We start from the raw sequence: 26,127 nt of genomic DNA on the forward strand, positions 1-26,127 counted from the left end.
TCAGCCATTCCAGGCGAGTTGGTAATGTTCCGGCACGCCACTGCGGAATTCGACCGGCGCGACCTCGTGCAGCCCGGGCAGCAGCAGCAGCTGGCGGACGATTTCGCCCAGCATCGGCTTGGCGATGGCACGCCCGAGGCATTCGTGGATGCCCTGGCCGAAGGTGAAATTGTCGCCCTGGGCGCGGTGCGGGTCGAAACGGGTCGGATCGGGAAAGCTCGCCGGGTCCGACATGGCGCTGTGGGTCATCGCCAGCACGGTGGTGCCGGGCTGGATCACCTGCGCATGCGGTGTGCCGCCGGCGATTTCGGTGGCGCGGTGGCAGGTGCGGAAGAAATAGGGGAAGGCCGGGCGAAAGCGCAGCGCCTCCAGCGCGACGCCGTCGATGGTTTCGGGTGGGCTGTTGCGCGCCAGGCGCTGCGCCTCGGCCAGCATTTCGGGCCGGGAGAAGAGCTCCGCCATGACATTGTTGACGCAGTGATTGGTGGTCTCGACGGCGCCGATGAGCAGCCCGCCGGCGTTGAACAGCACCTTCTTGACGCCGAACTTGACGCCGTCGGAAAACGAGATCTGCAACAGTCGCGTGATCGGGTCGTCGCCGCCCAGGCCGAGCTTCACCGCGATCGAGCGCCGCAGCACCAGCCGGCCGATGAACAGGCCGAGCCGGATGCTGCTGCGTTCGCGCCCGGCGGTGATTTCCGCCGATCGCGCCGCGCTCTGGCCATCGAACGGCTGGTTGTGGAACGCGTCCTGCTGGTTCCAGTAGGACCATTCGATGAGGTCGGCGGGGTCCTGGCCATCCAGCCCGAAGAACTGCTGGACCATGTCGACCGGCACCTGGCGGGTCAGCTTCACCGGCAGGTCGATGCGGCCGTTGGCCTCCATCAGCAGGTTGGCGGCGCGGTCGGCGACCCAGCTGCGGATTTCGGGGATCTGTTCGAAATCGAGCACCGCCTTCATGATCGACTTCTCGCGCCAATGGGCGGCGGTATCGTCCTGCGCCATGAAGTAATCGCCCTGCTTGGGCTTGTAGAGATCGACGCCGAAATCGCCGTGGCGGCGCAGCACCAGCGCGCAGTCGGCGTGGCGGAAGACAAGCGTCAGCTCCGGCAGCACGATCACCGGCCGCTGCTCGCGCACCTCGGCAAAGAAGGGGTGCGCCTCCTGCTGCATCCAGCCGCGCACCAGCGGCCAGCGCTGGGCGGCCGGCGTCGCGTCGAGCCGTTCGAGATAGCCTGTCATGTCCTGCCCCCGCAGCGCCTAGAGCGATTTCAGATATTCGAGCAGCGCCTGGCGCTGCGGCTCGGTCAGCTTGCCGACGCCATAGTCATGGCCTTCGCTGCCGTTGCCGGGAATCGGGAAGCCGTCGGCGGCGACGGTCGCATAGCGAAAACTGTTGCCCGGTGACGCCGCCTCGGTCCGATAGCCGACCTTGACCGGGTCATATTCGCGCGTGCCCATCATGAACGCCTTGGGCCGCTGCGCCGCCGGCAGCAGCAGGTCGTACAGCGTCGGCACCGAGCCGTTGTGGAGGAAGGGCGCCGTCGCCCAGATGCCGTCCAATGGCCGCGCCTTGTACGCCATATGCGGGCTGCCCGACTTGTAGCAGGCGTCGAGGACCAGCGGCCGCATGTCGGGCGCTTCCTCGGTGACGACGCGCGGCGCGCCCCCGCCGCCGAAGAACACCTTGGCGGTCTGGCCGATGATCTGGCCCTTCTTGCCGATCAGCGCGCCCTTGACGGTGGTTTCGAGCATTTCGGCGACGGGAGCCTCGGCGCCGAATTTTTCACCGCTGCCGATATAACCCTTGGTGGTGCCCTGCAGGTTGCCGGTGGCGGATTTGTAGGTGATGGCGTTGCAGGCCATCCAGGGGTCGGTGGCGTTGACGCCGGGTTTCAGCGGGATCATCGCCGCCTTCTGGAATTCGCCCGGGTCCTTCTTGTGGCAGCTGAGGCAATCGGCGGCGAACAGCGCCTTGCCGGCGGCGACCTTGGCCGCGTCGAGCGCGCCGAAGCTCGTCGGCCAGGCCGGCGCCTTCAGCGACACCAGCTGGGTTTCGAGGCGGATGAGGTTGTCGGCCTGGATGCTCGATTTGTAGCCGCCAAGGCCGCCGTTCGGCGTCACGGTGATGTCGCCGAACACGCCGAGCACTTCGCCGGCGTTGCGGCCGAGCGCGCCGTAATCGAGGTAGCGGTCGCCGCCCAGCGACAGGCGCTGGTTCTGGGCGATGCCGTTCCATTGCAGCTTGTCGAAGCGGTGGATGTCCCAGATGTGCGGATAGCTGACCGGGGCGTCGGCCGGATTGCGCGTCGGGGTGGCGGCGCCGGTGAACAGCGAGACCTTGTTGAAGATATGGCCAAAGGCATCGACGCGGCCATAGCCATAGCGCAGCGGCGTCTTGTTCATCGCCTCGACGCGATCTTCCCAGGCGAGCAGCTTCGCCAGCGCGGCGCGCAGCAGGGTGCGGTTGCCGGCACTGTCCTTGTCGGCGAGCGCGGCCTTGGCGAAGCGGTCCCATTTCTCGGAGCCGTCGGGAGCGTTGACGGTGGCGCGGACGGCAGCATCGAGATCCTCGACAAAGGTCTGGAAATCGAACAGCGCCGGGCCGCCGTCGACGCGCATGGCCTTGCCCTGGTAGGTCAGTTCGGCGGTGTGGCACGCCGAACAGTTCATGCCGACCCACTTTTCCTTGGGGCCCTGGCCGGCGAACCAGCGCAGCTTCGAATTGGCGAGGTTGCTGTCGTCATTGTCGTCGACGACCAGCCCGATCGGCAGGCGATCGCTGTTGGGGCGCGGTAGCAGCCGCCATTGGGCGATGGTGTCGGGGCCGAGGAAGGGCTTGGCCGCATCGGGCTGCTCGAGCGCCAGCAGCCAGGCCAGCGGCATCAGCCGGGAACCTTGGGTCGCCGAATACCAGGCCGATTGCTGTTGCGCCGACCAGTTCTGCCAGCCGGCGCCGGCCTGGGGGGAAGCATTGGAATAGGAGGTACAGGCCGCAATGGTCGCGGCTGTCGATATTGTTGCCAAAGCCTTTAGAACGAAAACGCGGTCGACCATGACGCCCCCCAAGTGGTGGTTGCAATCTGTTGACGCGACTCGTTATTATTTTCCCAACACTCTACAGGCTTCGTTGCGCCGCGCAACGATGGTGCGCCTAGGGCTTTGCCACCTTGGCCTTTTCCGCCGCGATGAAGGCACGCATCTCGCTTTCCATCACCGGCAGCGGCACCGATCCCATCGCCAGCAACGCGTCGTGGAACGGGCGCTGGTCGAAGCGCGGGCCCAGTTCCGCCTCGGCCTCGGCGCGCAGCTTCCTGATGCGCATCTCGCCGAGCTTGTAGGCGAGCGCCTGGCCCGGCCAGCTGATGTAGCGGTCGACCTCGATCTCGACATCGCGCTGCGACAGGGCGGTGTGGCCGGCGAGATAGTCGATGGCGCGCTGGCGGCTCCAGCCCATCGAATGGATACCGGTGTCGATGACCAGCCGGACCGCGCGCCACATCTCGAACGTCTCGCGGCCGAACTCCTCGTACGGCGTCTCGTACAGGCCGAGCTTGGTGCCCAGCCATTCGGTGTACAGCCCCCAGCCTTCGCCATAGCCGGAAAAATAGGTCTCGCGGCGGAACGGCGGGCGCGGCGGCGCCTCCAGCGCCAGCGCCGCCTGGAAGCTGTGGCCGGGCACGCATTCGTGCAGCGTCAGCGCGGTCAGCGCATAGAGCGGCCGCGCCGGCAGGTCATAGGTGTTCATCAAGCAGGCATCGAGCCCGCCGCGGCCCGAGGTGTAGATGGGGGCAATGGCATCGGGCACCGGCAGGATGGTGAAGCGATAGCGGGGCAGGGTGCCGAACACGTCCTTCAGCTTGCCGTCCATGCGCTTCGTCACATAGGCCGAAAAGCCGAGCAGCTCGCGCGGCGTCTTGGCGTAGAACTGCGGGTCCTTGCGCAGGAAGGCAAGGAATTCGGCAAAGCTGCCCTTGAAGCCGGCGTCGGCCATGGTTTTCTGCATGTCGGCGTCGATGCGCGCGACCTCCGATAGCCCGATGGCGTGGATCTGCTCGGGCGTCAGGTCGAGCGTCGTGTATTCGCGGATCTGTGCCTGGTAGAAGGCCTTGCCGTCGGGCAGGTCGTAGGCGGCGATCGTCGCCCGTGTTTTCGGCATATATTCGGTGCGCATGAAGGCGAGCAGCCGGGCATAGGCCGGGGCGGCGGTGCCGGCGATGATCTGGCGGGCCTCGGCGCGCAGCGCTGCCTGTTCGGCGGCGGGCATGGAATCGGGCAGGCGCTTGAAAACGTCGAACAGCGGGTTGCTGTCGTCGGTGGCGGTGAACGGCACGATGGTGGCGTCGCGGCCCTCCAGCCCGACGCGCGGCACCGAATAGCCGCGGGCCAAACCGGCGCGCATGTTGGCGATGTTCTCGTCGAACCAGCGCGGCACCTCGCGCAACCGGTTGAGATAGCGGCGATATTCGGCCGGGGTCGACAAGGACGAATAGGGCTTGATCTCGCCCCAGAAGAAGGTGTCGCTGTTGAGCGGCGCCTCATAGGTCCTGAAGCGGATATTGGCGGTTTCGGCCTGCAGCGACGTGCGGAAGACGGCGAGGTTGATGCGGCCTTCGTTGGACAGTTCAGCGACGGGGATGGCGTCGGCGTCGGCGAGGGCTTTCGTCCAATAGGCCAGGCGCCGGGCGAAATCGGCGGGGGTGGCGCCGGGCAGGTGATCGCCGGGACGCGAGCGCGGGCCGTCCTCGACCTCGGCGAACTCGGCCTTTCGCCACTTCCATTCGGCGGCGTAGAGCGCGTTGGCGCGGGCTTCGGCGGGGGATGTCGCGGCGGCGACGGGTGCGGCCGGTTGGGCCGCTGCAGGCGCCGCGATGGCCAGCAACGTAGCGGCGATTGATGACAAGCCCGAAATCCTGGCCATGCGATGCGACTCCCCCCGGCCGGCGGTGTCGCCGGGCACGCCGCCATCGGTATCGGCAGGGGGCGGCGCGTCAACCCGGCAAGGGCGTCGGCGATGAATTTTATGTGGCAGGCGGTGCCGCGGCCTTGACCTTGTTCATCGGCGGTTACATATGCCGCCTCGCTGTTGGCACTCGCATCTGCCGAGTGCCAACGGGTCAGATTTTAACCGAAGTGAGGGCTAATATGACGTTCCGTCCGCTCCACGACCGCGTGCTCGTGCGCCGTGTCGAAGCCGAAGAGAAAACCGCCGGCGGGATCATCATCCCCGATACCGCGAAGGAAAAACCGCAGGAAGGCGAAGTCGTCTCCGTCGGCACCGGCGCGCGCGGCGACGATGGCACCGTCCATCCGCTCGAGGTCAAGGCCGGCGACAAGATCCTGTTCGGCAAATGGTCGGGCACCGAGGTCAAGGTCGGCGGCGAAGACCTGATCATCATGAAGGAAAGCGACATCCTGGGCATTCTGGGCTGAAGCCCGAGCCGAAGATTGTCAGCGAATAAATAAAGGAAATCAACATGGCAGCCAAAGACGTCAAGTTCAGCCGCGACGCGCGTGAGCGCATCCTGCGCGGCGTCGACATCCTTGCCGATGCGGTCAAGGTCACGCTGGGTCCCAAGGGCCGCAACGTCGTCATCGAAAAGTCGTTCGGTGCCCCGCGCATCACCAAGGACGGCGTCACCGTCGCCAAGGAAATCGAACTGAAGGACAAGTTCGAGAACCTGGGCGCCCAGATGGTCCGCGAAGTCGCTTCGAAGACCAACGACATCGCAGGGGACGGTACCACCACCGCCACCGTGCTGGCCCAGGCCATCGTGCGCGAAGGCATGAAGTCGGTCGCCGCCGGCATGAACCCGATGGACCTGAAGCGCGGCATCGATCTCGCCGTCGGCAAGGTCGTCGCTGATCTCAAGGCGCGCTCCAAGCCCGTCGCCGGCACCGCCGAAATCGCCCAGGTCGGCACGATCTCGGCCAATGGCGAGTCGGAAATCGGCGAGATGATTGCCAAGGCCATGGAAAAGGTCGGCAAGGAAGGCGTCATCACTGTCGAAGAAGCCAAGGGCATGGAATCGGAGCTCGAGGTCGTCGAGGGCATGCAGTTCGACCGCGGCTATCTGAGCCCCTATTTCATCACCAACCCGGAAAAGATGCAGGTCGAGCTCGAATCGCCCTACATCCTGATCCATGAGAAGAAGCTGTCGAACCTGCAGGCGCTGCTCCCGGTCCTGGAAGCCGTCGTCCAGTCGGGTCGCCCGCTGCTGATCATCGCAGAAGACGTCGAAGGCGAAGCCCTGGCGACGCTCGTCGTCAACAAGCTGCGCGGCGGCCTCAAGGTTGCCGCCGTCAAGGCGCCGGGCTTCGGCGATCGCCGCAAGGCCATGCTGGAAGACATCGCCGTCCTGACCAAGGGTGAGATGATTTCCGAAGACCTCGGCATCAAGCTGGAGAACGTCACCCTGCCGATGCTCGGTGTCGCCAAGCGCGTCACCATCGACAAGGACAACACGACGATCATCGATGGCGCCGGCGAAGCCGACAGCATCAAGGGCCGTGTCGAGCAGATCCGCGCCCAGATCGAGATCACCACGTCGGACTATGACAAGGAGAAGCTCCAGGAGCGTCTTGCCAAGCTCGCCGGTGGTGTCGCGGTCATCAAGGTCGGCGGTTCGACCGAAGTCGAAGTCAAGGAGCGCAAGGATCGCGTCGACGACGCCCTGCACGCCACCCGCGCCGCTGTCGAAGAAGGCATCGTCCCGGGCGGTGGTACCGCGCTGCTGTACGCTACCAAGGCCCTCGAAGGCCTGAAGGGCGCCAACGACGACCAGACCCGCGGTGTCGACATCATCCGTCGCGCGCTGTTCGCTCCGGTCCGCCAGATCGCGTCGAACGCTGGCCATGACGGCGCCGTCGTCTCGGGCAAGCTGCTCGATGGCGATGACGACAAGATCGGCTTCAACGCGCAGACCGATGTCTACGAGAACCTCGTGGCCGCCGGCGTGATCGACCCGACCAAGGTCGTTCGCACCGCGCTGCAGGATGCCGCTTCGGTCGCATCGCTGCTGATCACGACGGAAGCCGCGATCACCGAACTGCCGGCCGACGACAAGGGCGGCGGCGGCGGCATGCCCGGCGGCGGCATGGGCGGCATGGGCGGCATGGACTTCTAGTCCATACCGACCGCACGAAAAGAAGGGGCCGTGGCGGATGCCACGGCCCCTTTTTCGTGGGCGAAGCCGACGCGATTACTGCGGCGGCGTCGTCGACGTCGTGGTGTCCGACATCGTCGAGGACATTGAGCCGTCCGACATGGTCGAGCTGGTGGTGCCGTCGCTCGGCATCGTTGTCGTGTCGGTCGGCGCGGTCGACATCGTGTCCGACGTCATGCCGCCGGCGCTGTCGGTCGTCGTCGTGCCGGTCATGGCATCGCTGGTCGTCGTGGTGCTGGTCGTCGTCGCGCTGTCGTCGCGCTTTTCACCGCAGGCGGCGAGCGGCAGGGCGGCGGCGGCGAACATCAGTGTGGCAATCTTGGCAGTGCGCATATCGGGCTCCCGTTTCTCAGTTTGTATTGCTGCAACGAAGCCGCGAAGCCGACATAAGTTCCTTCACGGTGTCCGGCAGTGCCATTCCGTCGCGCTATTTTTCGGCGTCGGAGGTGGTATCGGCGGATGGTTCCGCCGTGGCGGCGGGTGCTGCGGCTGCCGGGAGCGGCCTGGCTTTCCGGGCGTCGGCCATCGCCGCATCGACATCGGCCACCGCCTTGGCGGTGACGCGGCTTTCCTGCGGGGTGGTGCGCTTGTCTGGGTCGTCGTCGCAGCCGGCGAGAGCAAGCGCCGCGAGGAGGCAGAGAGCTGGGATGCGCATCATCGGCGTTCGATAGCGCAGGGTTGCGCCGGGGCATAGCGCAGGCTTGCGCCGCGGGATAGCGCAGGCTTGCGCCACGGGATAGCGCAGGCTTGCACCGCGGGGCGGACATCGCCAGGCTGCGCCGATGGGGCTGTATAGCGAACGCATCTTTGCTGGCGCCGCTGCTGCCGGTTATTGTGGCGGCAGCGGTGCGCTAGGCGTTATTCCCTGTCACCCCGGCGCAGGCCGGCGCCCATAAACCGCAAGCTTCGCCGCACGCGTGCATCCGCCGCGACAGAAATCGTGGTTCATGGGCCCCGGCCTCCGCCGGGGTGACGGTTATTGTGGTGGTGTCGGTGCAGTGGGCGCGGGCGCCGGCGCCGGCGCATCGGCGGGAGGGGGCACGTCCTCGCTGCCGTCCTCCGACGCGTCATAGGGCGGGTTGCCGTCCCAGATGGCGTTCCTGCGGCTCTGCAGATAGGCCGATTTCACCAGCGTATATTCATCGAGGCTGTCGGCGAGCAGCGCGTCGCCGCCCTGGTCGGTGATGCGGGCGCGCAGGTTGACGAGGCGCACCGAAATCTGGCCGGCGCGCCAGTAGAGGCTGGGGCTGAGCGTGGCATTGCGCACGAAATCCGACGGGTGGACGACGAAATCGAAGCCGAGGCCGAAGCTGTCGCGCAGCGTCGACGGGCCCAGGAACGGCAGCATGACATAGGGACCGGACTTGATGCCCCAGTGGGCAAAGGTCTGGCCCCAGTCCTCGGGTTCTTCCGGGCGGCCGAGGTCGGTGGCGTTGTCGGCGAGCCCGCCGACGCCGATCGTCGCGTTGATGAGGAAGCGGTCGACCGAGCGGAAGGCCTTGCTGATCTTGCCCTGCAGCAGGTCGTTGAGAAAGTTCAGCGGCTCGTTGTAGGTGCTGTAGACGTTGGTCACGCCATGGCGCGCGGCGATCGGCACGACGGTCCGATAGGTGTTGGCGGCCGGCTTCAGCGCATATTTGTCGACGCGCTTGTTGAACGCATAGATGCGGCGGTTGCTGGCTTCCCAGCGGTCGGCCTCGGCAGTCTCGAGCCCGCCGGCTCGGGGTGTCGCGCAGGCCGCGAGCACCAGCAGCGGCAAGATGGCGGCCGGCGCCCGAAAACGGAGAAACATCAAGACCCTTTCGCACCCGCAGCGCAGCGCTCGCACATTTTGCCGGTCGGGGGCAAGCCACGACTCGCCGCAGGTGGTCGCATATCGCCCCCGGCGTTGCTTGACACATATAAAGATATCTTTATGTCCTTGTCGCGATGAAGGCGTTGCTATCCATTTTCAGGGCATTGGCGGACCCCAGCCGGGTCCGCATCCTGCTGCTCGTGCGTCGCATGGAACTGTCGGTGGGCGAACTGGCGGCCGTGCTGGCGCAAAGCCAGCCGCGGGTGTCGCGCCATATCCGCATCCTTGCCGATGCCGGCCTGGTGCAGCGTGCCAAGGAAGGCGCCTGGGTGTTCGTGCGGCTGGGCGACGCAGCGATTTCGGCGCCGGTGCTCGCCGCCGTCGATGCGCTGGCCGCCGACGCCGGGGAGGCCGACCAGGCGCGGTTGGCGGTGGTCCGCGCCGAGCGCGCCGCCGCCGCCGATGCCTGGTTCGCCACCCATGCCGCCGACTGGGATCGCGAACGCGCGCTGCACATCGCCGAATCGGATGTCGAGGCGGCGATCGCCGCGGCATTGGCGCCTGACGACGACGCGGGCGACGCAGCTGCCGATCTGGGCGTGCTCGTCGATGTCGGCACCGGCACCGGCCGCATGATCGAATTGCTCGGGCCGCAGGCGCGGGCGGCGCTGGGGATCGATCGCAGTCCCGAGATGCTGCGGCTGGCGCGCGGCCGCATCGAGGCATCGGGGCTGGCGCACGCCGAGGTCCGGCGCGGCGACATGTATGCGCTGCCGCGCGCCGACGGCAGCGTCGATACGGTGGTCCTCCACCAGGTGCTGCATTTCGCCGATGATCCGGCCGCCGTCATCGCCGAACTGGCGCGGGTGCTGGCGCCGGGCGGGCGCTTGCTCGTGGTCGATTTCATGCCCCACGGCCGCGAGGAATTGCGCGTTCAGCAGCGGCACGTCCGGCTGGGCTTCGGCGACGAGCAGGTCTGCGGCTGGATGACGGCGGCGGGGCTGGAGGCGCGGGTGGCACGGCGCCTGCCGCCGCCCGATGCCGACAATCTGCGGGCGCTGGGGGTGACGTTGTGGCTGGGCCGGCGGCTGCCGGTGCCATCGATGGAAAGGAAGGCGGCATGACCGCAAATCTCGATCGCGTTGCCGAGGCGGCGCGTGCGCTGAACCCGTCGCTGTACGCCGACCTGCCCGGCGACATCGCCGTCAGCTTCGAATTCTTCCCGCCCAAGACGGCGGCGATGGAGGCGACATTGTGGGATTCGGTGGAAACGCTGAAGCCGCTCAATCCCCGCTTCGTGTCGGTGACCTATGGCGCCGGCGGTTCGACGCGCGAACGCACCCATGCGACCGTCGCCCGCATCGCCCGCGAGACCGACATTCCGGCGGCCGCGCACCTGACCTGCGTCGATGCCAGCCGCGCCGAGATCGATGCCGTCGCCGATGCCTATTGGCAGGCCGGTGTCCGCCATATCGTGGCGCTGCGCGGTGATCCGCCGGCCAAGGATGCGCGTTTCGCGCCGCATCCCGATGGCTATGCCACCGCCGCCGACCTGGTCGCCGGCCTGAAGCGGGTGCATGATTTCGAGGTTTCGGTCAGCGCCTATCCCGAGGTCCACCCGGAGGCGCGCGACGCCGCCGCCGATCTCGATGCCTTCCGGTCCAAGCTCGACGCCGGGGCGACGCGCGGGATCACGCAATTCTTTTTCGAGCCCGATACCTTTTTCCGGTTTCGCGACCGCGCTTCCGCGGCAGGGATTGCCGCCGAGATCGTGCCCGGCATCCTGCCGGTGACGAACTTCGCCAATCTGCAGCGCATGGCCGGGCCGTGCGGCACTGCCGTGCCGGCCTGGATGGCGCGGCTGTTCGAGGGGCTCGACGACAAGCCGGCGGCGCGTCAGCTGGTGGCCGCCAGCGTCGCCGCCGAACAGTGCCGGCGTCTGTACGCCGGCGGGGTCCGGCACTTCCACTTCTACACGCTCAACCGCGCCGAACTGGCCTATGCCATCTGCCACATGCTCGGGGTGCGCCCTGCCGCCGCCCCGCTGGAAATCGCCGCATGACCATCGCCGAGCGCCTGCGCGCCGAAGCCGCCAAGCGGATCCTCATCAAGGACGGGCCCTATGGCACCGCCATCCAGGCGCTCGGCCTGACCGAGGCCGACTACAAGGGTGAACTGGCGTTGCCGATGGACCAGAAGGGCAACAACGACATGCTCAACCTGACCCGGCCCGACGACATCGCCGGGGTCTGCAACGCCTATATCGGTGCCGGTGCCGATGTGCTGGCGACCAACACCTTCAACGCCAACCGCATTTCCCAGGCCGATTACGGCGCCGAGCATCTGGTCGGCGACATCAACCGCGCCGCCGCCGGCATCATCCGGCGCTGCGCCGATGCCGCCACCGCGGCCGATGGCCGGCCGCGCTTCGTCGCCGGGGCGCTGGGGCCGACGAACAAGACGCTGTCCTTGAGCCCGCGCGTGTCGGATCCCGGGTTTCGCGAGGTCGATTTCGATGGCGTGAAGGCGGTGTATCGCGAGCAGATCGATGCGCTGGTCGAAGGCGGCGTTGACATCATCCTGATCGAGACGGTGTTCGACACGCTGAACGCCAAGGCGGCGGCCTTTGCCGCCGCCGAGGCCGCCGAGGCGCTGGGCCGCGAGCTGCCGGTGATGCTGTCGATGACGCTGACCGACCTGTCGGGCCGCAACCTGTCGGGACAGACGGTCGAAGCCTTCTGGCATTCCATCCGTCATGTGAAGCCGCTGACCGTGGGCCTCAACTGCTCGTTCGGCGCCACTGAATTGCGCCCGCATGTCGTCGCGCTGGCCAAGGTCGCCGACACGCTGATCCAGGTCTATCCCAACGCCGGGCTGCCCAACGACCTTGGCGAATATGACGAGGCGCCCGATACCACCGGCAACCTGGTCGGTGACTGGGCGGCGACCGGTCTTGTCAACATCGTCGGCGGCTGCTGCGGCACGACGCCGGCGCATATTGCGGCGATGGCGCGGGAGGTGGCGAAATATCCGCCGCGCCAGGTGCCGGCGGCGGCGCCGGCGCTGCGCCTGTCGGGCCTCGAAGCCTTCAGTTTCGCCGCATGACCGCCCCCATTGCCAGTGCCGCGCTGCCGGTCGAAGACGAGGTGCTCGCCTCGCTGTCGCCGCCGTTCGAGCCGTCGCGGGAGGAGCGCCGCGAGGCGGCCCAGGTCGCGCAGTTCATCAACATCGGCGAACGCACCAACGTCACCGGGTCGGCGGCGTTCAAGAAGCTGATCCTCAACGGCGACTATGCCGCCGCGGTCGAGGTCGCGCGCAGCCAGGTCGAGAACGGCGCCCAGATCATCGACGTCAACATGGACGAAGGGCTGCTCGACAGCGAGTTCGCCATGGTGACTTTCCTCAAGCTGATCGCTGCCGAGCCCGATATCGCGCGGGTGCCGGTGATGGTCGACAGCTCCAAATGGAGCGTCATCGAGGCCGGGCTGAAGTGCATCGCCGGCAAGGGCATCGTCAATTCGATCAGCCTGAAGGAAGGCGAGGGGCCGTTCCTGGACCATGCCCGCAAGGTCATGCGCTATGGCGCCGCCGCGGTCGTCATGGCCTTCGATGAAAAGGGCCAGGCCGACACCGCGCAGCGCAAGGTCGAGATCTGCGAGCGCGCCTATCGCCTGCTGGTCGGCATCGGTTTCGAGCCCGCCGACATCATCTTCGACCCCAATATCTTTGCGGTGGCGACGGGCATCGAGGAGCACAACAACTACGGCAACGACTTCATCGCCGCGACCGCCGAGATCCGGCGCCGCTGCCCGCATGCCCATATCTCGGGCGGCGTGTCGAACCTGTCGTTCAGCTTCCGCGGCAACGAGCCAGTGCGCCGCGCCATGCATTCGGTGTTCCTGCTCCACGCCATTCGCGCCGGCATGGACATGGGCATCGTCAACGCCGGGCAACTGGATGTCTATGACGCCATTCCCGAGGAACTGCGCGAGGCCTGCGAGGATGTCGTCCTCAACCGCCGCGACGACAGCACCGACCGGCTGCTCGCCATCGCCGACAAGTACAAGGGTGACGGCAAGGTTGCTGAAAAGGCCACCGACGAATGGCGGCTGCTGCCGGTGTCGAAACGGCTGGAACATGCCCTGGTCAAGGGCCTCGACGCGTTCGTCGTCGAGGATACCGAAGAGGCGCGGCTGCTCGCCTTCAACAGCGGCGGACGCCCGATCGATGTCATCGAGGGGCCGCTTATGGACGGCATGAACGTCGTCGGCGACCTGTTTGGCAGCGGCAAGATGTTCCTGCCCCAGGTGGTGAAGTCGGCGCGCGTCATGAAGAAGGCGGTGGCGCATCTGCTGCCGTACATCGAGGCCGAAAAGCTCGCCGGGCCCGAGGGCGCGTCGTCGTCGAAGGGCAAGATCGTCATGGCGACGGTCAAGGGCGACGTCCACGACATCGGCAAGAACATCGTCGGCGTCGTGCTCCAGTGCAACAATTTCGAGGTCATCGACCTGGGCGTCATGGTGCCGTTCCAGACGATCCTGCAGGCCGCCAATGACGAGGGCGCCGACATGATCGGCCTGTCGGGACTGATCACGCCGTCACTCGACGAAATGGTCACCGTCGCGGCCGAGATGCAGCGCGCCGGCATGACCATGCCGCTGCTGATCGGCGGCGCCACCACCAGCCGCGTCCACACCGCGCTGCGCATCGCGCCGGCGTACAAGGGGCCGGTCATCCATGTGCTCGACGCCAGCCGCGCGGTCGGCGTGGCGGGGACGATGGTCAGCGACACACTGAAGGACGAGCTCGTCGATGCGACGGCGCGCGAATATGAAGACATCCGCGTCAAGCGCGCCGCCGGCGGCCAGTCGAAGCTCGCGACCCTGGTCGAGGCGCGCGCCAATGCCTATCGCCCCGATTTCGCCGCCAGTCCGCCAGTGCGGCCGGCGTGGAGCGGGGTGCGCACGGTCGATGACGTGACGGTCGCGGAGCTGATCCCCTACATCGACTGGACGCCGTTCTTCCAGGCTTGGGAACTGGCAGGGAATTTCCCGGCGATCCTGACCGACGAGGTGGTCGGCGCCAGCGCGACGGCGCTGTACGCCGATGCGCAGGCGATGCTTGCGCAGATCGTCGCCGAAGCCTGGCTGCGGCCGCGCGGCGTCGTGGCGATCTGGTCGGCGCGGCGTGATGGTGATGACGTGGTGGTGTTCGAGGGCGACAACCGGGCGGAGGAAGTTGCGCGTTTCCCGTTCCTGCGCCAGCAGATCGCCAAGCGCGAAGGCCGGCCGAACTCGTGCCTGGCCGATTTCATCTCGCCCGATGGCGATTGGCTCGGCGGCTTTGCGGTGACGGTCGGCGACGGCATCGACACCCATTCGGCGCGGTTCAAGGCGGCGCACGACGATTACCAGGATATCCTGCTGAAGGCGTTGGCCGATCGGCTGGCGGAAGCCTTTGCCGAGCGGCTGCACGAGCGGGTGCGGCGGGAGTTCTGGGGTTACGAGACGGGGCCGCAGCAGACGAACGAGGAATTGATCCGCGAGAAGTACAAGGGCATCCGCCCGGCGCCCGGCTATCCGGCGTGCCCCGAGCACAGCCTCAAGCGGACGCTGTTCGAACTGATGGCGACGACCGAGCGGACGGGGATCACGCTGACCGACAGTTTCGCGATGCTGCCGACGGCGGCGGTGTCGGGGTTCTATTTCGCCCACCCGGAGGCGAGCTATTTCGGCGTGGCGCGGATCGGCAAGGACCAGCTCGCCGACTATGCCGAGCGGCGCGGGATCGACGTGGAGACGGCGGAGCGCTGGTTGCGGCCTAACCTGGATTAGGGGCGAGGGCCGGTCCCCCGGTGCGCCTAGCTTCTGGGCCATGGGCCCGGCCTGCGCCGGGGTGTCTGCCAAGGTATCAGCCCCCCGTCATCGTCGCGCTGACGCGGGCGCTGTCGATCAGGCGGATCGTCGAGATGCCCTTGGCGAGCACCTTGCCATTGGCGTCGAGCAGCCGGCCTTCGGCGAACAGGGTACGGCTGCCGCCGCTTTCGATCCAGCCTTCGGCGATCACCAGCCCGGGATTGGTCGGTGCGAAATAGCTGATCTTGAGATCGAGCGAGATCGGCACCCGGTCCATGCCGTGCTTCGCCATCACCGCATGCGCCATGGCGGCATCGATCCAGCCGGCGACGAAGCCGCCCTGGGCGACACCGCCGCTATGGCACATGTGCAGCCCGCACCGATATTCGATCGCGGCGAGGCCGGGTTCGAAGCGGATGATACGCTGCTGGCCGAGCGTATCGGGCAGGCTGCCGGGTGTCGGCTCGGCAATATTGATCATGCCGTCGGCGCCAGCTTGTCCTGCGTCTTGGTGTCGAAGTCGCTGGCGTCGTGGCGCTCGTGGAGCTGGCTCGACGGCTCGCCCTGGACGCGGTTGACCATGCGGCCGCGCTTCACTGCCGGACGGGCGGCGATCTGGTCGGTCCAGCGCAGCACGCTGGTATATTCGTGGACGGCGAGGAATTCGGCGGCGTCATAGACCAGCCCCTTCACCAGCGCGCCGTACCAGGGCCAGATGCCCATGTCGGCGATGCTGTATTCGGTGCCGGCCATGAATTCGTTCACCGCCAGATGACGATCGAGCACGTCGAGCTGCCGCTTCACCTCCATGGCGTAGCGGTCGATCGGATATTCCATCTTCGACGGTGCATAGGCGTAGAAGTGCCCGAAGCCGCCGCCCAGGAACGGCGCCGCGCCCATCTGCCAGAACAGCCAGTTGAGCGCCTCGGTGCGTGCGGCGCGGTCGGTCGGCAGGAAGGCGCCGAACTTTTCGGCGAGGTAGAGCAGGATGGCACCCGATTCGAACACGCGCTGGGGCGGCGAGACGCTGTGGTCGACCAGCACCGGGATCTTGCTGTTGGGGTTGGCGGCGACATAGCCGCTGCCGAACTGGTCGCCGTTGCCGATGTTGATCAGCCAGGCGTCATATTCGGCGCCCGCATGGCCGGCGGCGAGCAGCTCCTCGAGCATCACCGTCACCTTCACGCCGTTGGGCGTGCCGAGCGAATAGAGCTGCAGCGGGTGCTTGCCGACCGGCAGGTCCTTGTCATGGGTGGCGCCGGCGACGGGGCGGTTGATGTTGGCGAAGCGGCCGCCATTCTCCTTGTTCCAGGTCCAGACCTTGGGGGGGACGTAATCGGCCATCGGGGGATACCTTTCGCGGAGGATGTGCCCCTTGCTAGCGCGGCGCCCGGCGGCGCGACAGCATGTTATTCTTGGGAGGCAGCAAGCAACCAGTTGCGCACCGCGGGGTCGCTGGCGAGGCCGGCGGCAATGCGCGCGGCGTCGGCGGCCGCGGCCCGGTCGCCGGCGCGGCGCAGCACATGGGCGCGCGCCGCCCACCAGGGCTGGTAGCCGGTGCAGCGGGTGGCGAGCGCATCGAGGTCGGCGAGCGCGGCCGGCACATCGAGCGCCGCCAGCGCCACGGCGCGGCCGACGCGGGCACCGGTCGAGGGCGCGACGGCCAGCAGCAGGTCGTAGAGCGCCACCAGCGCACCGGGGTTGGCGCTGCCGGTCATCACGGTCTGGGCGTGCAGCGACTGGATCGCCGCCTCGATCTGGAAGCGGCCGGGGGTACGGGCTTGCGCCGCCATGCGCAGCAGTGCCTCGGCTTCGGTCAGCATCGCCGCGTCCCAGCGGTGCGGGTCCTGCGCCAGCAGCGGCACGAAGCCGCCGGCGGCGTCGCGCCGGGCCGGGCGGCGGGCCTCGCAGAACAGCATCAGCGCGAGCAGGCCCCGGGCCTCGGGATCGTCGGGCAGCAGCTCGCCGAGCAGCCGCGCCAGCCAGATCGCTTCGCCGGCCAGGCCCTGCGCCTCGGCGGCGGCGGGCACATCGTCGTGGGCGGTGCCATAGGCGGCATAGATGGCGGCGAGCACGGCGGCGCGGCGCGGCGCGAGTTGTTCGGTCGGGGGAATCGCAAAGGCGATGCCGGCGTCGCGGATGCGGGTCTTGGCGCGGACCAGCCGCTGGCTCATCGTCGCCGGCGCGACGAGGAAGCTGGCGGCGATGCGGGCGGCATCGAGGCCCAATACGGCCTGCAGCATCAGCGGCGCCTGCACGGCCGGGTCGATGGCGGGGTGGGCGCAGACGAACAGCAGCTGCAGGCGGGGGTCGCCGTAGGACGGGGGCTCGTTGCTGTCGCGTTCGTCCTGCAGCTGGGCCAGGGTGTCGGCGCCGGCCTGGGCAGTGGCGGTCCGGGCGCGGGCGTGGCCCAGGTTGCGGCGCGCCGCGGTCAGCAGCCAGGCGTCGGGATTGTCGGGCACGCCGCGCACCGGCCAGGTGGCGAGCGCCGCCGCCAGCGCCTCGGCAAGCGCATCCTCCGCGGCGGCGATGTCGCGGCTGCGGCTGGCGAGCAGCGCCAGCAGCCGGCCATAGGAGGTGCGTGCCGCGATCTCGGCAGCCCTGCCGGCAGCGGCAGGGCCGTCGGGATTGCGGCGCGCAGCCTCCGTCATGCCGCGGGCGGCGGCATCACCGGGCGCACCTCCACGGCGCCGGCGGTGGCGCAGGGTGCCCGCGCCGCCCATGCCAGCGCCGTGTCGAGATCGGGCACGTCGAGCACGACATAGCCGCCGAGCTGTTCCTTGGTATCGGCGAACGGCCCGTCCTGGACAGCCCATTTGCCTTCGCTGACGCGCAGCGTCGTGGCGGTGTCGGGGCCGAGCAGGCCGTTGCCGCCGCGCATCACGCCGGCGGCGCTCATCGCGCCCATATAGGCGGTCCAGGCGCCCCAATAGGCGGGCGCCTCGGGCGTGTCGCGGCGGCCCTGTTCTGCCGCGGTCTCGAAATAGAGCAGCGTATATTCCATGGGTGTATCCTTCCTTCAGCGTTGGCGGTTGGCAATCACATTCCGGTCTTGGCAGGACCTTGGGCGGGGGCGTGGGCGATGATGTCGACGCGGCCGGTCCTGGCCGCCGGGATGCCGGCGGCGAGCGCCCTTGCGGCGGCGAGATCGGCGGCCTCGACGATGAAATAGCCGGTCGGTGTCGGGCCGGCGGCGCCGCTGCCGAGGCTGGCGGCGGCGCGGGGTTCGAGCGCGGCGCCGCCCTTCAGTGCGCCGGCCCTGGCCAGCGCCTGGCCGGCGGCGGCAAAGCCCTGCCAATAGGCGGCACCCCGGGGGCCGGTGTCGGCGCGCAACGCCAGCTGTGCCGGGGCTTCGTGGATGACGAGGGTGTATTCGCGCGCCGCAGCCGGGGTGGCGGCGAGCGCGAGCAGGATCAGCGGCAATCGAGGCATGGCAGTCTCCGTGCTGGCAGCCGGGAACAGCCCGGGGCCTGCAACGATGAGCGGCGGTTCTGACGGATTTCGACAATTGCGGCCGGCTTTTTTGCGGTATCGCAGCGCGATCGCGATTTTCCGGCAAGGGTGATGAACATGGCAACACGCGTCGACGGGCAGGGCATGCGGACGGGCAGTGGTGGCCGCTTCTTCCTCAATTCCGCCTTTGTCATGGTGGCGGTCGTCGTCGCCGGCTTTTCGACCCAGGTGGCGATGGGCCGATCGAGCTTTGCGGCGCCGCTGCTCGTCCATGCCCATGCCGTCGTCTTCATGGGCTGGGTGGCGATTTACCTGGTGCAGAACCTGCTGGTGGTGCGCGGCAACCGGGCGCTGCATCGCCGGCTCGGCTGGATCGCCGCCGGCTGGATGGTGGCGATGGTCGTGCTCGGCGTCGCGGTGACGCTGGCGATCGTGCGGCGGGGCCAGGTGCCGTTCTTCTTCCACCCGCTGCAGTTCCTGATCTTCGATCCGATGACGCTGTTCACCTTTGCCGGGCTCGGTGCCGCCGCCATCGTGCGGCGCCGGCAGACCGAATGGCACCGGCGGCTGCATTTCTGCGGCATGGCGCTGCTGCTCGGGCCGGCGTTCGGACGGCTGCTGCCGCTGCCGTTGCTGGCGCCCTGGGGGTTCGAAGCGACGCTGGTCCCCGTCATGCTGTTCCCGCTGGCCGGCGTCGTCGCCGACCTGCGCCGCAGCGGCAGCGTCCATCCGGCCTGGGGCTGGGGCATGGCGGCGATGGTCGGGTCGCTGCTGGTCAGCAACGCCATCGCCTATAGCCCGGTCGGCACCGCGATCTATGCCGGCGTGACGGCAGGCACGCCGGGCGCCGCCGTCGACCCGCTGGCGTTGGTGCCGCCGCCGGCAATGGGTGGCCCGGTCACCGGCCGGCTGTAGGGATGCTCAGTCGTCGAGCGCCGCATAGACCATGGTGCGGACCTCGCGGCGTACCGGATAGGTGCTGCTCGGGATGAGCTGGGTCATGAACAGGCCGATCAGGTCCTCGGCGGGGTCGACCCAGAAGAAGGTGCTGGCGGCGCCGCCCCAGAAGGCATCGCCGTCGCTGCCGGGCATCAGCGTCGCCGCCGCGTTCATCGTCGTTGCAAAGCCGAGGCCGAATCCGATGCCGTCATAGGCGGCTTCCGAAAACAGCGATTTCGACATGGCGGCGATGCTGCTGTTGCCGGGCAGGTGGTTGGCGGTCATCAGGTCGAGCGTCTTGCGGCCGATGTAGCGATGGCCGTCGGCGGTGCCGCCGTTGAGCAGCATCTGGGCGAACTTCATGTAATCGCCGGCAGTCGATACGAGGCCGCCGCCACCCGAGACGAAATCCGGCGGCGTCAGGTAGCTGCTGCCCTGGCAATCGTCCTGCAGGTCCATGGTGCCGGTGCGGTTGGGCTGGTAGCAACTGGCGAGGCGATGGCCCTGGCCGTCGCGGACGTGGAAGCCGGTATCGACCATGCCGAGCGGTTTGAACAGGCGATGCTCAAGGAAATCCTCGAACTTCTGGCCGGACACGACCTCCACCAGCCAGCCGCAGACATCGGTGGCCACAGAATAGTTCCAGCTGTCGCCGGGCGAGAATTCCAGCGGGATCCTGGCCAGCGCCGCGATCATGTCGGGCAGGGTGCCGGCCTTTTCGATCTCGCCGATCTTTTCGCGGCGATAGGCTTCATCGACATTGGTGCGCAGCTGGAAACCATAGGTCAGGCCGGCGGTGTGGCGGAGCAGGTCGACGACCTGCATCGGACGCTTCACCGGCGTCGTCTGGAAGCCCATGCGATGCGTGCCGGCGGCGAAGACGGCGAGGTTCTGCCATTCGGGGATGTAGCGATGGACAGGGTCCTCGAGCGCGATCTTGCCTTCCTCGACCAACATCATCAGCGCGACGGAGGTGATCGGCTTGGTCATCGAATAGATGCGGAAGATGGTGTCCTCGGCGATGGCGACCCCGCGCTCGACATCGGCATGGCCGGTCAGGCCCAGATGGGCGATGTCGCCGTGGCGGGCGACCATGGTCAGCGTGCCGGGCAGTTTCCCGGTGGCGACATATTTTTCGTCGAGGAAGCGATCGATGCGCGCCAGGCGCTCCGGCGAGAAGCCGAGTTCATCGGGCATGAATCTGGTCCTTAAAGTGTCGGCTGGTCGAAACGGCGCGGGCTGATCTCGCCATGCAGCTTCAGGATGGCATCGCTTCCGGCGGTCTTGCACAGGCCCGGCACCAGGCCATGGACGATGCACTTGGCCGACGCGACCGCCAGTCGGCCGGCGACCCCGAAGGCGGCGCCCATGTGCTCGACATAGCTCTCGTTGACGGCGCGAGGGTGATCGACGAACAGGCGAGCGAACATCGCTGGCAGCCTCCTTGAGTTTGCAGCCGTCTTATTCCCCAATATTCACGCCGCCGCCAGCCCGGCAAAGCGCGCGCGGCCGCCCATCAGCCGATTGAGCAGCAACGCGACGGCGATGCAGGCGAGCAGGGTGACCAGCATCAGATGGATGTAATGCACCGGCGTCCACACCCAGGTGAATACGGCGTATAGCCCGACGCCGAAGGCCAGTGCCGCCATGACCGCGCCGGCCTTGACGCCCTTGAACACCAGCCCGACGATGAAGGCCGACAGGATCGGCATCGACAGCAGCCCGTTCAATTGCTGGACGAGATTGATGATCGAGACGGTGCCGGCATAGACCGGCACCAGCGCGATCGAGACGATGACGAAGCCCACCGAAATCAGCGTGTTCAAGCGCCGCACGTCGGGGTTGGCGTCGATATAGCTTTCGTGGATGTCGCAGACATACAGCGTCGTCGTCGAGTTGAGGATCGATGTATAGTGCGTCAGCACCGCCGCGCACATGAAGGCGGCAAAGGCGCCCGACGCCCAGGCCGGCATGACCGCCGCGACGACCCGCCCATAGGTGGCATCGCCGGTGACGCCGAACAGCTTGTAGGCGGCGACGCCGGGCAGCACGACGATAGCGGGCACGATGAGGATGCGGATGACGCCGGCGGCAAACACGCCCTTTTGCCCTTCGCGCAAATTGGGTGCCGCCATGGCGCGCTGGGTGATGGTCTGGTTGGTCGACCAGTAGAACATCTGGATGAAGATCATGCCCGTAAGCAGCGTCGGCCAGGGGATGGGCGAGTCCAGCCCGCCGGCCATGCTCAGCCGCTCTGCAGGCACGCCGTCGAACGACCAGCCGATCGCCGACATGGCGAGGAACACCACCGCCAGCGCGCTGCCGAGCACGCCGACGCCGGCGATCGTGTCGTAGACGGCGACGGCGCGCAGGCCGCCGAGGATGGCATAGAGCGAGCCGATAATGCCGAGCGCCGCGGCGAGCGGCAGCAGCGGCAGGTCGACGCCCGAGACGGTGCGCAGGAACAGCGCGCCAGTATAAAGCGCGATCGGCAGATAGATGAGGATATTGCCGGCGAGGAACAGAGTTGAGACGAGCGCGCGCAGGTGCTTGGAGCCGTATTTCTTCTGCAAAAGCTCGGTCGTCGTCGTGCAGTTGTTGCGGTAATAAATGGGCAGGAAGATCAGCGCGAGCATCGCCAGCCCGGCGACCGCCGACAGCTCCCACCAGGCCAGCAGCAGCATCTGGTTGCCGTTCATGCCCACCAGCTGCTCGGTCGACAGGTTGGTCAGCGTGATCGAGCCGGCGATGAACGGCCAGGTCAGCCCGCCGCCGGCGAGGAAGAACTCGCGGTTGCTGTTGGTGCCGCGGCCGCCGGTTTCGCCGGCCGCGCGCGCCATGCGCCGCGTCTGCCACCATGTCGCCACCGCCATCAGGACGGTCAGCGCTGCAAACACGCCGATCTGCACGCTATTCACCTGGCGCTCCCCCGATTTTTGCCGGCAAAGTTGCACAGCGGCGGCGGTCGCGCTAGGCCGGCAGCGGCTGGTCGGGGCGATTAGCTCAGTTGGTAGAGCGCTTCCTTTACACGGGTCGGGTCCGGTTGGGCTAACGCGTTCCACACTTTAAGCTTTCTGCTTTTCGGAAATGGGCAGTGTGGGAATAGTAGGGGAAACGCTGTCAGCAGCATCGATTCCGGCCCGCAAATCCTCGTTCAAGACGTGAGCATAGCGCATCGTCGTCGCGAGCGAGCGATGCCCCAGCGCCTTGCCGGTCAGCGGCAGGTTGTTCGTCGCTCGCAGGATCCTGGTGCCGCGGGTGTGGCGGAGGTCATGGAACCGCATCGCATCGATGCCGGCCTCCGCCAGTGCGGCGGTCCACGGCTTGCGCCAGCCATTCGACGAGAACGGGTACCGCTCGCCCTTCCGCCGCGCCGCCCGCGTCCGGCCGTCCTTGGTAGTGTGCTTGCTCCGGGTCGCCTGTGCCTCGAACGTGAATACCTGGGGGCAGACGCGGGGCTGCGAGGCGATCAGGGCCAGCATGGCGGCGCCTAGCGGCCTTTCGATCGTGTCGCCGCCCTTGATGCGCGTCGTGGCAGTGCGCTGGGCCATGTCGACGTCGCGCCAGGTCAGCCGGATCACTTCAGACAGCCGCCAGCCAGAGGCCAGCGCGAAAGCGACGAAGTCATGGAGGTCGGACCGCAGCGCTGCGAACAGCTTTGTCTCCTCGGCCGCGGACAGGGTGCGCGCGGGTTGGTCCGAGACTTTCAGCAGCAGTTTGCCCCAAGCGGGCATCTCGCCGATGTCGAACCGGGTTTCGTCGGCGTGGCGCCAGATCGCGCGCCAGATCACGATCTCGCGATTGACCGAAGAGTTCGCCCGGCCGACGCGGCGCTTGGCGACTAGCAACTGCAGGTCGCGCTGCGTGACGTCGCCCATGAACGTCGAGGCACCGAGCCCGGCGAGCAGCACCTTGATAATGCGCTTGGCGTTGAGCCATGACGGCAGGGTCTCTGCTCGCTCGGCGTAGAGAGCGGCGGCCTCGTCGAGCGTGATGACCGGCCGGGATCGGTTCGGCGTGACGGCCTGCAGGCGGGCGTCGGCTTCGATCTTGGCGGCGGCGCGCTTGTCCGCGGTGCGGGTCGAGGCGCTGTAGCGGACACCGTTGATGACGAAATCATAGCGCCAGTACGGGGAGCGCGCCTGCTTGTAGAGCATCAGCCATAGGCCTCGGAGAACTTCGGGCGCAGCGGGATGACGCGGGCTGTGCGTCGTCCCTTCACCGGCTCTGGTTCCGGCGCACGAACCTGCGCCAGCACCTGGCAACTGGCAAGATAGGCGTCGCAATCCTCCTCGCTGTAGTGGAAGGCCCGGCCGCCGGTGGCATAGAACCGGATCTTGCCGGCGCGGCGCAGGCGCCCGAGCGTCTTGGTGCAGACGCGGATGCGGGCAGCGGCCTGCTCGGCGGTGAGGAGCTCGAGCTTCACCGGTTCGCCAGTTCGATCAGGACGTCGGCGTGGCAGGGCGTCCCCGGCTTGCACCAGCAGGCGAGGTTCTTGCCGCGAAGCTCGGGCAGCACGGCCGCCCGGCGCTGCCATTTGGAACTGACCAGGTCGGGATGCGCAATCGCGCGCTCCAGGTCGATGCGGTACGCGTTCCGCGCCGAGGCGGCGTCGCTCACCTGCCGGCCGATGATGTACGGGTTGCCGAGCAGCCCCGGTCGCGAGACCTTCACCGTGTTGGGCGGCATCCGCCAGCCTTTCGCGCGCGACAGATGCACCCTGATGGGCCGGTCGGTCACGCTTCGGCTCCCAACCTTTTTGCCGGCCAGACGGCGCCGGCGGCGATATTGAACCGAGCTTCGCAGCAGCCTTCGGTCGAGCAGCACAGCGACGCGCCACGGTGCCAGCGGTCGTAGCGGACCTGCCCGTCGCAGCTGGGGCAAGGCACGAAGCCGCCGGTGCGTAGCGGGATCGCCGTCGGTAGCGCGGTGATGGCGGCGACTAGGCGAGCCATCCCCTCGGACGTTGCGGCCTTCCAAGCGGCGCGCTCGGCGTCGGTGTATTCTTGACGCAAGCTGCAAGTGGGCGTCGGAGCGTCGGGCATGCACTTGCTCGCTGATCCCGGCTCGGAAAGGCCAAGGCCGGCGGCACAGCGCGGGCCGCTCTCGGCCAAGCTAGCGGTCCGCTCATAGCTGTAGTGGCGGCAATGGTGGGTTGCGCGCGGCGGGCGGGTGAACGGCTCACTCACTTCGCATGGCCCTCCTTGATGTGCCGAGCCATCGCCTCGGCGCGGGCATTGTCCTGGCGCACGGCGCGGACCAGCTGCGGGTCGTCGCCGCCTTGCGCCTGCGGGCGGGGCTGGGGCTTGTTCGTCATGAACCTACGAGCTCCCGGAACATGATCGGCTCTACGGTGCCGTCGGCGTTGATCTTGTCGAGCCACGCATCTGCGCTGACCTCGCTGCCATCCCAGCGCTGCGGCCAGGTTTTGGCGGCGATCAACTCGCGGATGCGGGACTCTTCCTCGACATTGAGGATATCGAGGGCCGGCGCTGTTTCCGGCCGGGCATCGTTGCAAGTCTTCTGGATCGCCAGGACCTTCTCGAGCGCTTCCAGGCGGACGTCGAGCTTGACCGGCCCGGCGCGTTGCCCGGACTTCGACAGGGTGCCATCCTTCAGAACCTCAGGCTCCGCCTTGCGAAGCCGGTTCTTCATAAGCCGCAGCGAGCGATAGACCGGGCGCAGCTGCAGCAGCGGCGCAAGCCAAGTCCACGCTGGCATGGCGACAACGGTTTTTAGCGCAACGTCCTCGGCCGCCAGCGGGCAGGCAATGCAACCGGTCCGGGCGTTGACTTCGACTGCTTCGTCACCGCCATAGGCGTCGGCGAGGATCCGGGTATCCCAGCCACCGAACTCCGGCTGCGGCGCATAGATCATCAGCCAGTCCCAGACCGTGCAGACCCGCCAGTGCAGGATCGGCGCCAAGGTGGCGACACGGCCCCGGATGCCCTTCGCCATCGGCAGAACCTGCTGGTACCAGCCCTGTCCGCATTCGGCGCCGTCCTTGCTGCACGACATGCTGATGCGGCCGTCGCGAACCGCGCTCTCGCCCTCCCGCACGCCGGTGATCATCAGGACCGTGCCGGGGATATGCTCGAGCGCGCGTTCGATCGCCGCCGTCATCGGGTCAACCTTGATCTGGCGGGTGCACCAGCGCAGCGTGTTGTTGTTCGGCGGCGGCACGCCTCGGCCGAGCATGTAGACCATGAAGCGCTTGTCCATCGGCGCGCGCACAACTTCGACCGTGATCCAGTTCCGCAGCCGCAGCTTCGCCATCATCAGCTCGGCCGCGGCGGCGATCGGCGGTAGCTCCTGGCGGGTATCGGCATAGAATACCCATAGGCGCTGCGGTTGCGGCAACTCGCCGGCGTCGATCAGGTGAATGATCATGGTCAGCGTGGCGGTGCTGTCCTTACCGCCCGACCAGGCGACGGCGACATGGTCGTGCTTGTCCCAATATGCGCGCAGCGACATCAGTGTGAGCTCGATCGCCTCGGTGCCGAGCATGCGAGCGCCGCCGGAGAAAAGGCTGCCGGTCATGCGGCCCGCACCAGATAGTCTTGCCCGACCGCAACGCCGCTGCCATCGTTCCGGCTGAGCGCCGGGGCGCTAGCAGGGGGACGAACATAATGGCGCGACGAATTTTTGAGATCGATACGCTCGCTGCCCACGATTTCGACCATGGGCGGGTTAACTTCCGCGGGCGCGAAAACGGCAAAGTCATCAACTGCTCGATTTCTGACGAAGCGCTCCAGGACATGTCCGGTTCGATCGCATTCGAGCCCGACCAGCTGCTTGCTATCTTTGGAGCAAATGCATTCGACATCGGAGAGATCGCAGAGGCGAAGCTCAACGCAAATGCCCTCGAAGCGGACGGATCCATCCGTATCCGAGCCGCTGACGTTTGTTAGGCGATTGC

The 26,127-nt window shown here is 67.5% G+C and carries 28 protein-coding genes; 8 read left to right on the forward strand and 20 right to left on the reverse strand.

Annotated elements, in window-relative coordinates; genetic code table 11:
* From ACP7AI_RS00665 to ACP7AI_RS00675, 3 genes are all read right to left on the reverse strand, one after another.
* Entirely contained in the window at nt 1-1,242 is a 1,242-nt protein-coding gene (locus tag ACP7AI_RS00665; RefSeq protein WP_426162949.1) for a cytochrome P450, read from the reverse strand.
* Between the two features lie 18 nt (nt 1,243-1,260).
* Entirely contained in the window at nt 1,261-3,057 is a 1,797-nt protein-coding gene (locus ACP7AI_RS00670) for a di-heme-cytochrome C peroxidase (RefSeq protein WP_426162951.1), read from the reverse strand.
* 97 nt (nt 3,058-3,154) lie between these two features.
* The gene (locus ACP7AI_RS00675; protein ID WP_426162953.1) at nt 3,155-4,921 is read right to left on the reverse strand and encodes a DUF885 domain-containing protein; all 1,767 of its coding nucleotides are present in this window, start codon (nt 4,919-4,921) and stop codon (nt 3,155-3,157) included.
* Between the two features lie 224 nt (nt 4,922-5,145).
* Here ACP7AI_RS00675 and groES point away from each other — a divergent pair, with 224 nt between their 5' ends.
* Together groES and groL are read left to right on the forward strand one after the other, a co-directional pair.
* Nucleotides 5,146-5,433: a co-chaperone GroES gene (groES, locus tag ACP7AI_RS00680; protein ID WP_152576673.1), complete on the forward strand. Its 288-nt coding sequence runs from the start codon at nt 5,146-5,148 to the stop codon at nt 5,431-5,433.
* Between the two features lie 44 nt (nt 5,434-5,477).
* A complete protein-coding gene (gene groL / locus ACP7AI_RS00685) occupies nt 5,478-7,127 on the forward strand; it encodes a chaperonin GroEL (RefSeq protein ID WP_426162955.1) in 1,650 nt (549 codons plus the stop codon).
* Between the two features lie 75 nt (nt 7,128-7,202).
* On the opposite strand, the gene ACP7AI_RS00690 is transcribed toward groL, so the two are convergent.
* The 3 genes from ACP7AI_RS00690 to ACP7AI_RS00700 all read right to left on the reverse strand — a co-directional run bounded on the left by ACP7AI_RS00690 (nt 7,203) and on the right by ACP7AI_RS00700 (nt 8,958).
* Entirely contained in the window at nt 7,203-7,499 is a 297-nt protein-coding gene (locus tag ACP7AI_RS00690) for a hypothetical protein (RefSeq protein ID WP_426162957.1), read from the reverse strand.
* A 94-nt stretch (nt 7,500-7,593) separates the two neighbouring features.
* Nucleotides 7,594-7,824, reverse strand: coding sequence for a hypothetical protein (locus ACP7AI_RS00695; RefSeq protein WP_426162959.1), 231 nt, complete (start codon nt 7,822-7,824; stop codon nt 7,594-7,596).
* 318 nt (nt 7,825-8,142) lie between these two features.
* The gene (locus ACP7AI_RS00700) at nt 8,143-8,958 is read right to left on the reverse strand and encodes an MlaA family lipoprotein (RefSeq protein ID WP_426162961.1); all 816 of its coding nucleotides are present in this window, start codon (nt 8,956-8,958) and stop codon (nt 8,143-8,145) included.
* A gap of 137 nt (nt 8,959-9,095) precedes the next feature.
* Between ACP7AI_RS00700 and ACP7AI_RS00705 the strand changes: the two genes are divergently transcribed.
* Genes ACP7AI_RS00705 through metH form a run of 4 tightly spaced genes read left to right on the forward strand, consistent with a single transcriptional unit; the run spans nt 9,096 to nt 14,795 of the window.
* On the forward strand, nt 9,096-10,085 hold the full coding sequence (locus ACP7AI_RS00705) for an ArsR/SmtB family transcription factor (protein ID WP_426162963.1): 990 nt from the start codon (nt 9,096-9,098) through the stop codon (nt 10,083-10,085).
* Complete coding sequence (metF, locus tag ACP7AI_RS00710) at nt 10,082-11,023, forward strand: methylenetetrahydrofolate reductase (protein WP_426162965.1); 942 nt, start codon at nt 10,082-10,084, stop codon at nt 11,021-11,023. The genes ACP7AI_RS00705 and metF overlap by 4 nt, the downstream gene beginning before the upstream one ends.
* A complete protein-coding gene (locus tag ACP7AI_RS00715) occupies nt 11,020-12,066 on the forward strand; it encodes a homocysteine S-methyltransferase family protein (protein WP_426162967.1) in 1,047 nt (348 codons plus the stop codon). Before metF ends, ACP7AI_RS00715 begins: the two co-directional genes overlap by 4 nt.
* Complete coding sequence (metH, locus tag ACP7AI_RS00720) at nt 12,063-14,795, forward strand: methionine synthase (RefSeq protein WP_426162969.1); 2,733 nt, start codon at nt 12,063-12,065, stop codon at nt 14,793-14,795. The genes ACP7AI_RS00715 and metH overlap by 4 nt, the downstream gene beginning before the upstream one ends.
* A 76-nt stretch (nt 14,796-14,871) precedes the next feature.
* Here the strand turns inward: metH and ACP7AI_RS00725 are convergent, their stop codons facing one another.
* The 5 genes from ACP7AI_RS00725 to ACP7AI_RS00745 form a co-directional block, all read right to left on the reverse strand.
* Nucleotides 14,872-15,297, reverse strand: coding sequence for a PaaI family thioesterase (locus tag ACP7AI_RS00725; protein ID WP_426162971.1), 426 nt, complete (start codon nt 15,295-15,297; stop codon nt 14,872-14,874).
* Nucleotides 15,294-16,160: a glutathione-dependent disulfide-bond oxidoreductase gene (gene yghU, locus ACP7AI_RS00730; protein ID WP_426162973.1), complete on the reverse strand. Its 867-nt coding sequence runs from the start codon at nt 16,158-16,160 to the stop codon at nt 15,294-15,296. The genes ACP7AI_RS00725 and yghU overlap by 4 nt, the downstream gene beginning before the upstream one ends.
* Before the next feature lie 65 nt (nt 16,161-16,225).
* A complete protein-coding gene (locus ACP7AI_RS00735) occupies nt 16,226-17,467 on the reverse strand; it encodes an RNA polymerase sigma factor (protein ID WP_426162975.1) in 1,242 nt (413 codons plus the stop codon).
* On the reverse strand, nt 17,464-17,820 hold the full coding sequence (locus ACP7AI_RS00740; RefSeq protein ID WP_426162977.1) for a YciI family protein: 357 nt from the start codon (nt 17,818-17,820) through the stop codon (nt 17,464-17,466). Before ACP7AI_RS00740 ends, ACP7AI_RS00735 begins: the two co-directional genes overlap by 4 nt.
* Before the next feature lie 35 nt (nt 17,821-17,855).
* Nucleotides 17,856-18,248, reverse strand: a complete 393-nt coding sequence (locus ACP7AI_RS00745; RefSeq protein WP_426162978.1) for a YciI family protein — start codon at nt 18,246-18,248, stop codon at nt 17,856-17,858.
* Between the two features lie 138 nt (nt 18,249-18,386).
* Here ACP7AI_RS00745 and ACP7AI_RS00750 point away from each other — a divergent pair, with 138 nt between their 5' ends.
* On the forward strand, nt 18,387-19,184 hold the full coding sequence (locus tag ACP7AI_RS00750) for a hypothetical protein (RefSeq protein ID WP_426162980.1): 798 nt from the start codon (nt 18,387-18,389) through the stop codon (nt 19,182-19,184).
* 6 nt (nt 19,185-19,190) lie between these two features.
* Here ACP7AI_RS00750 and ACP7AI_RS00755 read toward each other — a convergent pair whose 3' ends face one another.
* From ACP7AI_RS00755 to ACP7AI_RS00795, 9 genes are all read right to left on the reverse strand, one after another.
* Nucleotides 19,191-20,405, reverse strand: coding sequence for a serine hydrolase domain-containing protein (locus tag ACP7AI_RS00755; RefSeq protein WP_426162982.1), 1,215 nt, complete (start codon nt 20,403-20,405; stop codon nt 19,191-19,193).
* 11 nt (nt 20,406-20,416) lie between these two features.
* Nucleotides 20,417-20,638: a DUF6356 family protein gene (locus ACP7AI_RS00760; RefSeq protein ID WP_426162984.1), complete on the reverse strand. Its 222-nt coding sequence runs from the start codon at nt 20,636-20,638 to the stop codon at nt 20,417-20,419.
* A 45-nt stretch (nt 20,639-20,683) separates the two neighbouring features.
* The gene (locus ACP7AI_RS00765; RefSeq protein WP_426162987.1) at nt 20,684-22,126 is read right to left on the reverse strand and encodes an SLC5 family protein; all 1,443 of its coding nucleotides are present in this window, start codon (nt 22,124-22,126) and stop codon (nt 20,684-20,686) included.
* Between the two features lie 147 nt (nt 22,127-22,273).
* Nucleotides 22,274-23,365, reverse strand: a complete 1,092-nt coding sequence (locus ACP7AI_RS00770; RefSeq protein ID WP_426162989.1) for a tyrosine-type recombinase/integrase — start codon at nt 23,363-23,365, stop codon at nt 22,274-22,276.
* Nucleotides 23,365-23,634 carry a helix-turn-helix domain-containing protein gene (locus ACP7AI_RS00775; RefSeq protein WP_426162991.1) on the reverse strand — a complete coding sequence of 90 codons (270 nt, stop codon included), beginning with the start codon at nt 23,632-23,634 and terminating at the stop codon, nt 23,365-23,367. Before ACP7AI_RS00775 ends, ACP7AI_RS00770 begins: the two co-directional genes overlap by 1 nt.
* Nucleotides 23,631-23,948 carry a DUF4326 domain-containing protein gene (locus ACP7AI_RS00780; RefSeq protein WP_426162993.1) on the reverse strand — a complete coding sequence of 106 codons (318 nt, stop codon included), beginning with the start codon at nt 23,946-23,948 and terminating at the stop codon, nt 23,631-23,633. The genes ACP7AI_RS00775 and ACP7AI_RS00780 overlap by 4 nt, the downstream gene beginning before the upstream one ends.
* Nucleotides 23,945-24,163 (reverse strand): hypothetical protein, encoded by a 219-nt coding sequence (locus ACP7AI_RS00785; protein WP_426162995.1) that lies wholly within the window; start codon nt 24,161-24,163, stop codon nt 23,945-23,947. The genes ACP7AI_RS00780 and ACP7AI_RS00785 overlap by 4 nt, the downstream gene beginning before the upstream one ends.
* A gap of 230 nt (nt 24,164-24,393) precedes the next feature.
* Nucleotides 24,394-24,525, reverse strand: a complete 132-nt coding sequence (locus tag ACP7AI_RS00790) for a hypothetical protein (protein WP_426162998.1) — start codon at nt 24,523-24,525, stop codon at nt 24,394-24,396.
* Nucleotides 24,522-25,748, reverse strand: coding sequence for a phosphoadenosine phosphosulfate reductase family protein (locus tag ACP7AI_RS00795; RefSeq protein WP_426163001.1), 1,227 nt, complete (start codon nt 25,746-25,748; stop codon nt 24,522-24,524). The genes ACP7AI_RS00790 and ACP7AI_RS00795 overlap by 4 nt, the downstream gene beginning before the upstream one ends.
* An 89-nt stretch (nt 25,749-25,837) precedes the next feature.
* Here ACP7AI_RS00795 and ACP7AI_RS00800 point away from each other — a divergent pair, with 89 nt between their 5' ends.
* A complete protein-coding gene (locus ACP7AI_RS00800) occupies nt 25,838-26,119 on the forward strand; it encodes a DUF1488 family protein (protein ID WP_426163003.1) in 282 nt (93 codons plus the stop codon).
* The last annotated feature ends 8 nt before the right edge of the window (nt 26,120-26,127 follow it).

The organism is Sandarakinorhabdus sp. DWP1-3-1 (genome assembly GCF_049896705.1).
Taxonomy (GTDB): domain Bacteria; phylum Pseudomonadota; class Alphaproteobacteria; order Sphingomonadales; family Sphingomonadaceae; genus Sandarakinorhabdus.

What these genes read in the sequence shown, in the direction of transcription:
- ACP7AI_RS00665 (WP_426162949.1), bottom strand. Translation starts at nt 1,242, where the DNA reads ATGACAGGCTATCTCGAACGGCTCGACGCGACGCCGGCCGCCCAGCGC.
- ACP7AI_RS00670 (WP_426162951.1), bottom strand. Translation starts at nt 3,057, where the DNA reads ATGGTCGACCGCGTTTTCGTTCTAAAGGCTTTGGCAACAATATCGACA.
- ACP7AI_RS00675 (WP_426162953.1), bottom strand. Translation starts at nt 4,921, where the DNA reads ATGGCCAGGATTTCGGGCTTGTCATCAATCGCCGCTACGTTGCTGGCC.
- groES (WP_152576673.1), top strand. Translation starts at nt 5,146, where the DNA reads ATGACGTTCCGTCCGCTCCACGACCGCGTGCTCGTGCGCCGTGTCGAA.
- groL (WP_426162955.1), top strand. Translation starts at nt 5,478, where the DNA reads ATGGCAGCCAAAGACGTCAAGTTCAGCCGCGACGCGCGTGAGCGCATC.
- ACP7AI_RS00690 (WP_426162957.1), bottom strand. Translation starts at nt 7,499, where the DNA reads ATGCGCACTGCCAAGATTGCCACACTGATGTTCGCCGCCGCCGCCCTG.
- ACP7AI_RS00695 (WP_426162959.1), bottom strand. Translation starts at nt 7,824, where the DNA reads ATGATGCGCATCCCAGCTCTCTGCCTCCTCGCGGCGCTTGCTCTCGCC.
- ACP7AI_RS00700 (WP_426162961.1), bottom strand. Translation starts at nt 8,958, where the DNA reads ATGTTTCTCCGTTTTCGGGCGCCGGCCGCCATCTTGCCGCTGCTGGTG.
- ACP7AI_RS00705 (WP_426162963.1), top strand. Translation starts at nt 9,096, where the DNA reads ATGAAGGCGTTGCTATCCATTTTCAGGGCATTGGCGGACCCCAGCCGG.
- metF (WP_426162965.1), top strand. Translation starts at nt 10,082, where the DNA reads ATGACCGCAAATCTCGATCGCGTTGCCGAGGCGGCGCGTGCGCTGAAC.
- ACP7AI_RS00715 (WP_426162967.1), top strand. Translation starts at nt 11,020, where the DNA reads ATGACCATCGCCGAGCGCCTGCGCGCCGAAGCCGCCAAGCGGATCCTC.
- metH (WP_426162969.1), top strand. Translation starts at nt 12,063, where the DNA reads ATGACCGCCCCCATTGCCAGTGCCGCGCTGCCGGTCGAAGACGAGGTG.
- ACP7AI_RS00725 (WP_426162971.1), bottom strand. Translation starts at nt 15,297, where the DNA reads ATGATCAATATTGCCGAGCCGACACCCGGCAGCCTGCCCGATACGCTC.
- yghU (WP_426162973.1), bottom strand. Translation starts at nt 16,160, where the DNA reads ATGGCCGATTACGTCCCCCCCAAGGTCTGGACCTGGAACAAGGAGAAT.
- ACP7AI_RS00735 (WP_426162975.1), bottom strand. Translation starts at nt 17,467, where the DNA reads ATGACGGAGGCTGCGCGCCGCAATCCCGACGGCCCTGCCGCTGCCGGC.
- ACP7AI_RS00740 (WP_426162977.1), bottom strand. Translation starts at nt 17,820, where the DNA reads ATGGAATATACGCTGCTCTATTTCGAGACCGCGGCAGAACAGGGCCGC.
- ACP7AI_RS00745 (WP_426162978.1), bottom strand. Translation starts at nt 18,248, where the DNA reads ATGCCTCGATTGCCGCTGATCCTGCTCGCGCTCGCCGCCACCCCGGCT.
- ACP7AI_RS00750 (WP_426162980.1), top strand. Translation starts at nt 18,387, where the DNA reads ATGGCAACACGCGTCGACGGGCAGGGCATGCGGACGGGCAGTGGTGGC.
- ACP7AI_RS00755 (WP_426162982.1), bottom strand. Translation starts at nt 20,405, where the DNA reads ATGCCCGATGAACTCGGCTTCTCGCCGGAGCGCCTGGCGCGCATCGAT.
- ACP7AI_RS00760 (WP_426162984.1), bottom strand. Translation starts at nt 20,638, where the DNA reads ATGTTCGCTCGCCTGTTCGTCGATCACCCTCGCGCCGTCAACGAGAGC.
- ACP7AI_RS00770 (WP_426162989.1), bottom strand. Translation starts at nt 23,365, where the DNA reads ATGCTCTACAAGCAGGCGCGCTCCCCGTACTGGCGCTATGATTTCGTC.
- ACP7AI_RS00785 (WP_426162995.1), bottom strand. Translation starts at nt 24,163, where the DNA reads ATGGCTCGCCTAGTCGCCGCCATCACCGCGCTACCGACGGCGATCCCG.
- ACP7AI_RS00790 (WP_426162998.1), bottom strand. Translation starts at nt 24,525, where the DNA reads ATGACGAACAAGCCCCAGCCCCGCCCGCAGGCGCAAGGCGGCGACGAC.
- ACP7AI_RS00795 (WP_426163001.1), bottom strand. Translation starts at nt 25,748, where the DNA reads ATGACCGGCAGCCTTTTCTCCGGCGGCGCTCGCATGCTCGGCACCGAG.
- ACP7AI_RS00800 (WP_426163003.1), top strand. Translation starts at nt 25,838, where the DNA reads ATGGCGCGACGAATTTTTGAGATCGATACGCTCGCTGCCCACGATTTC.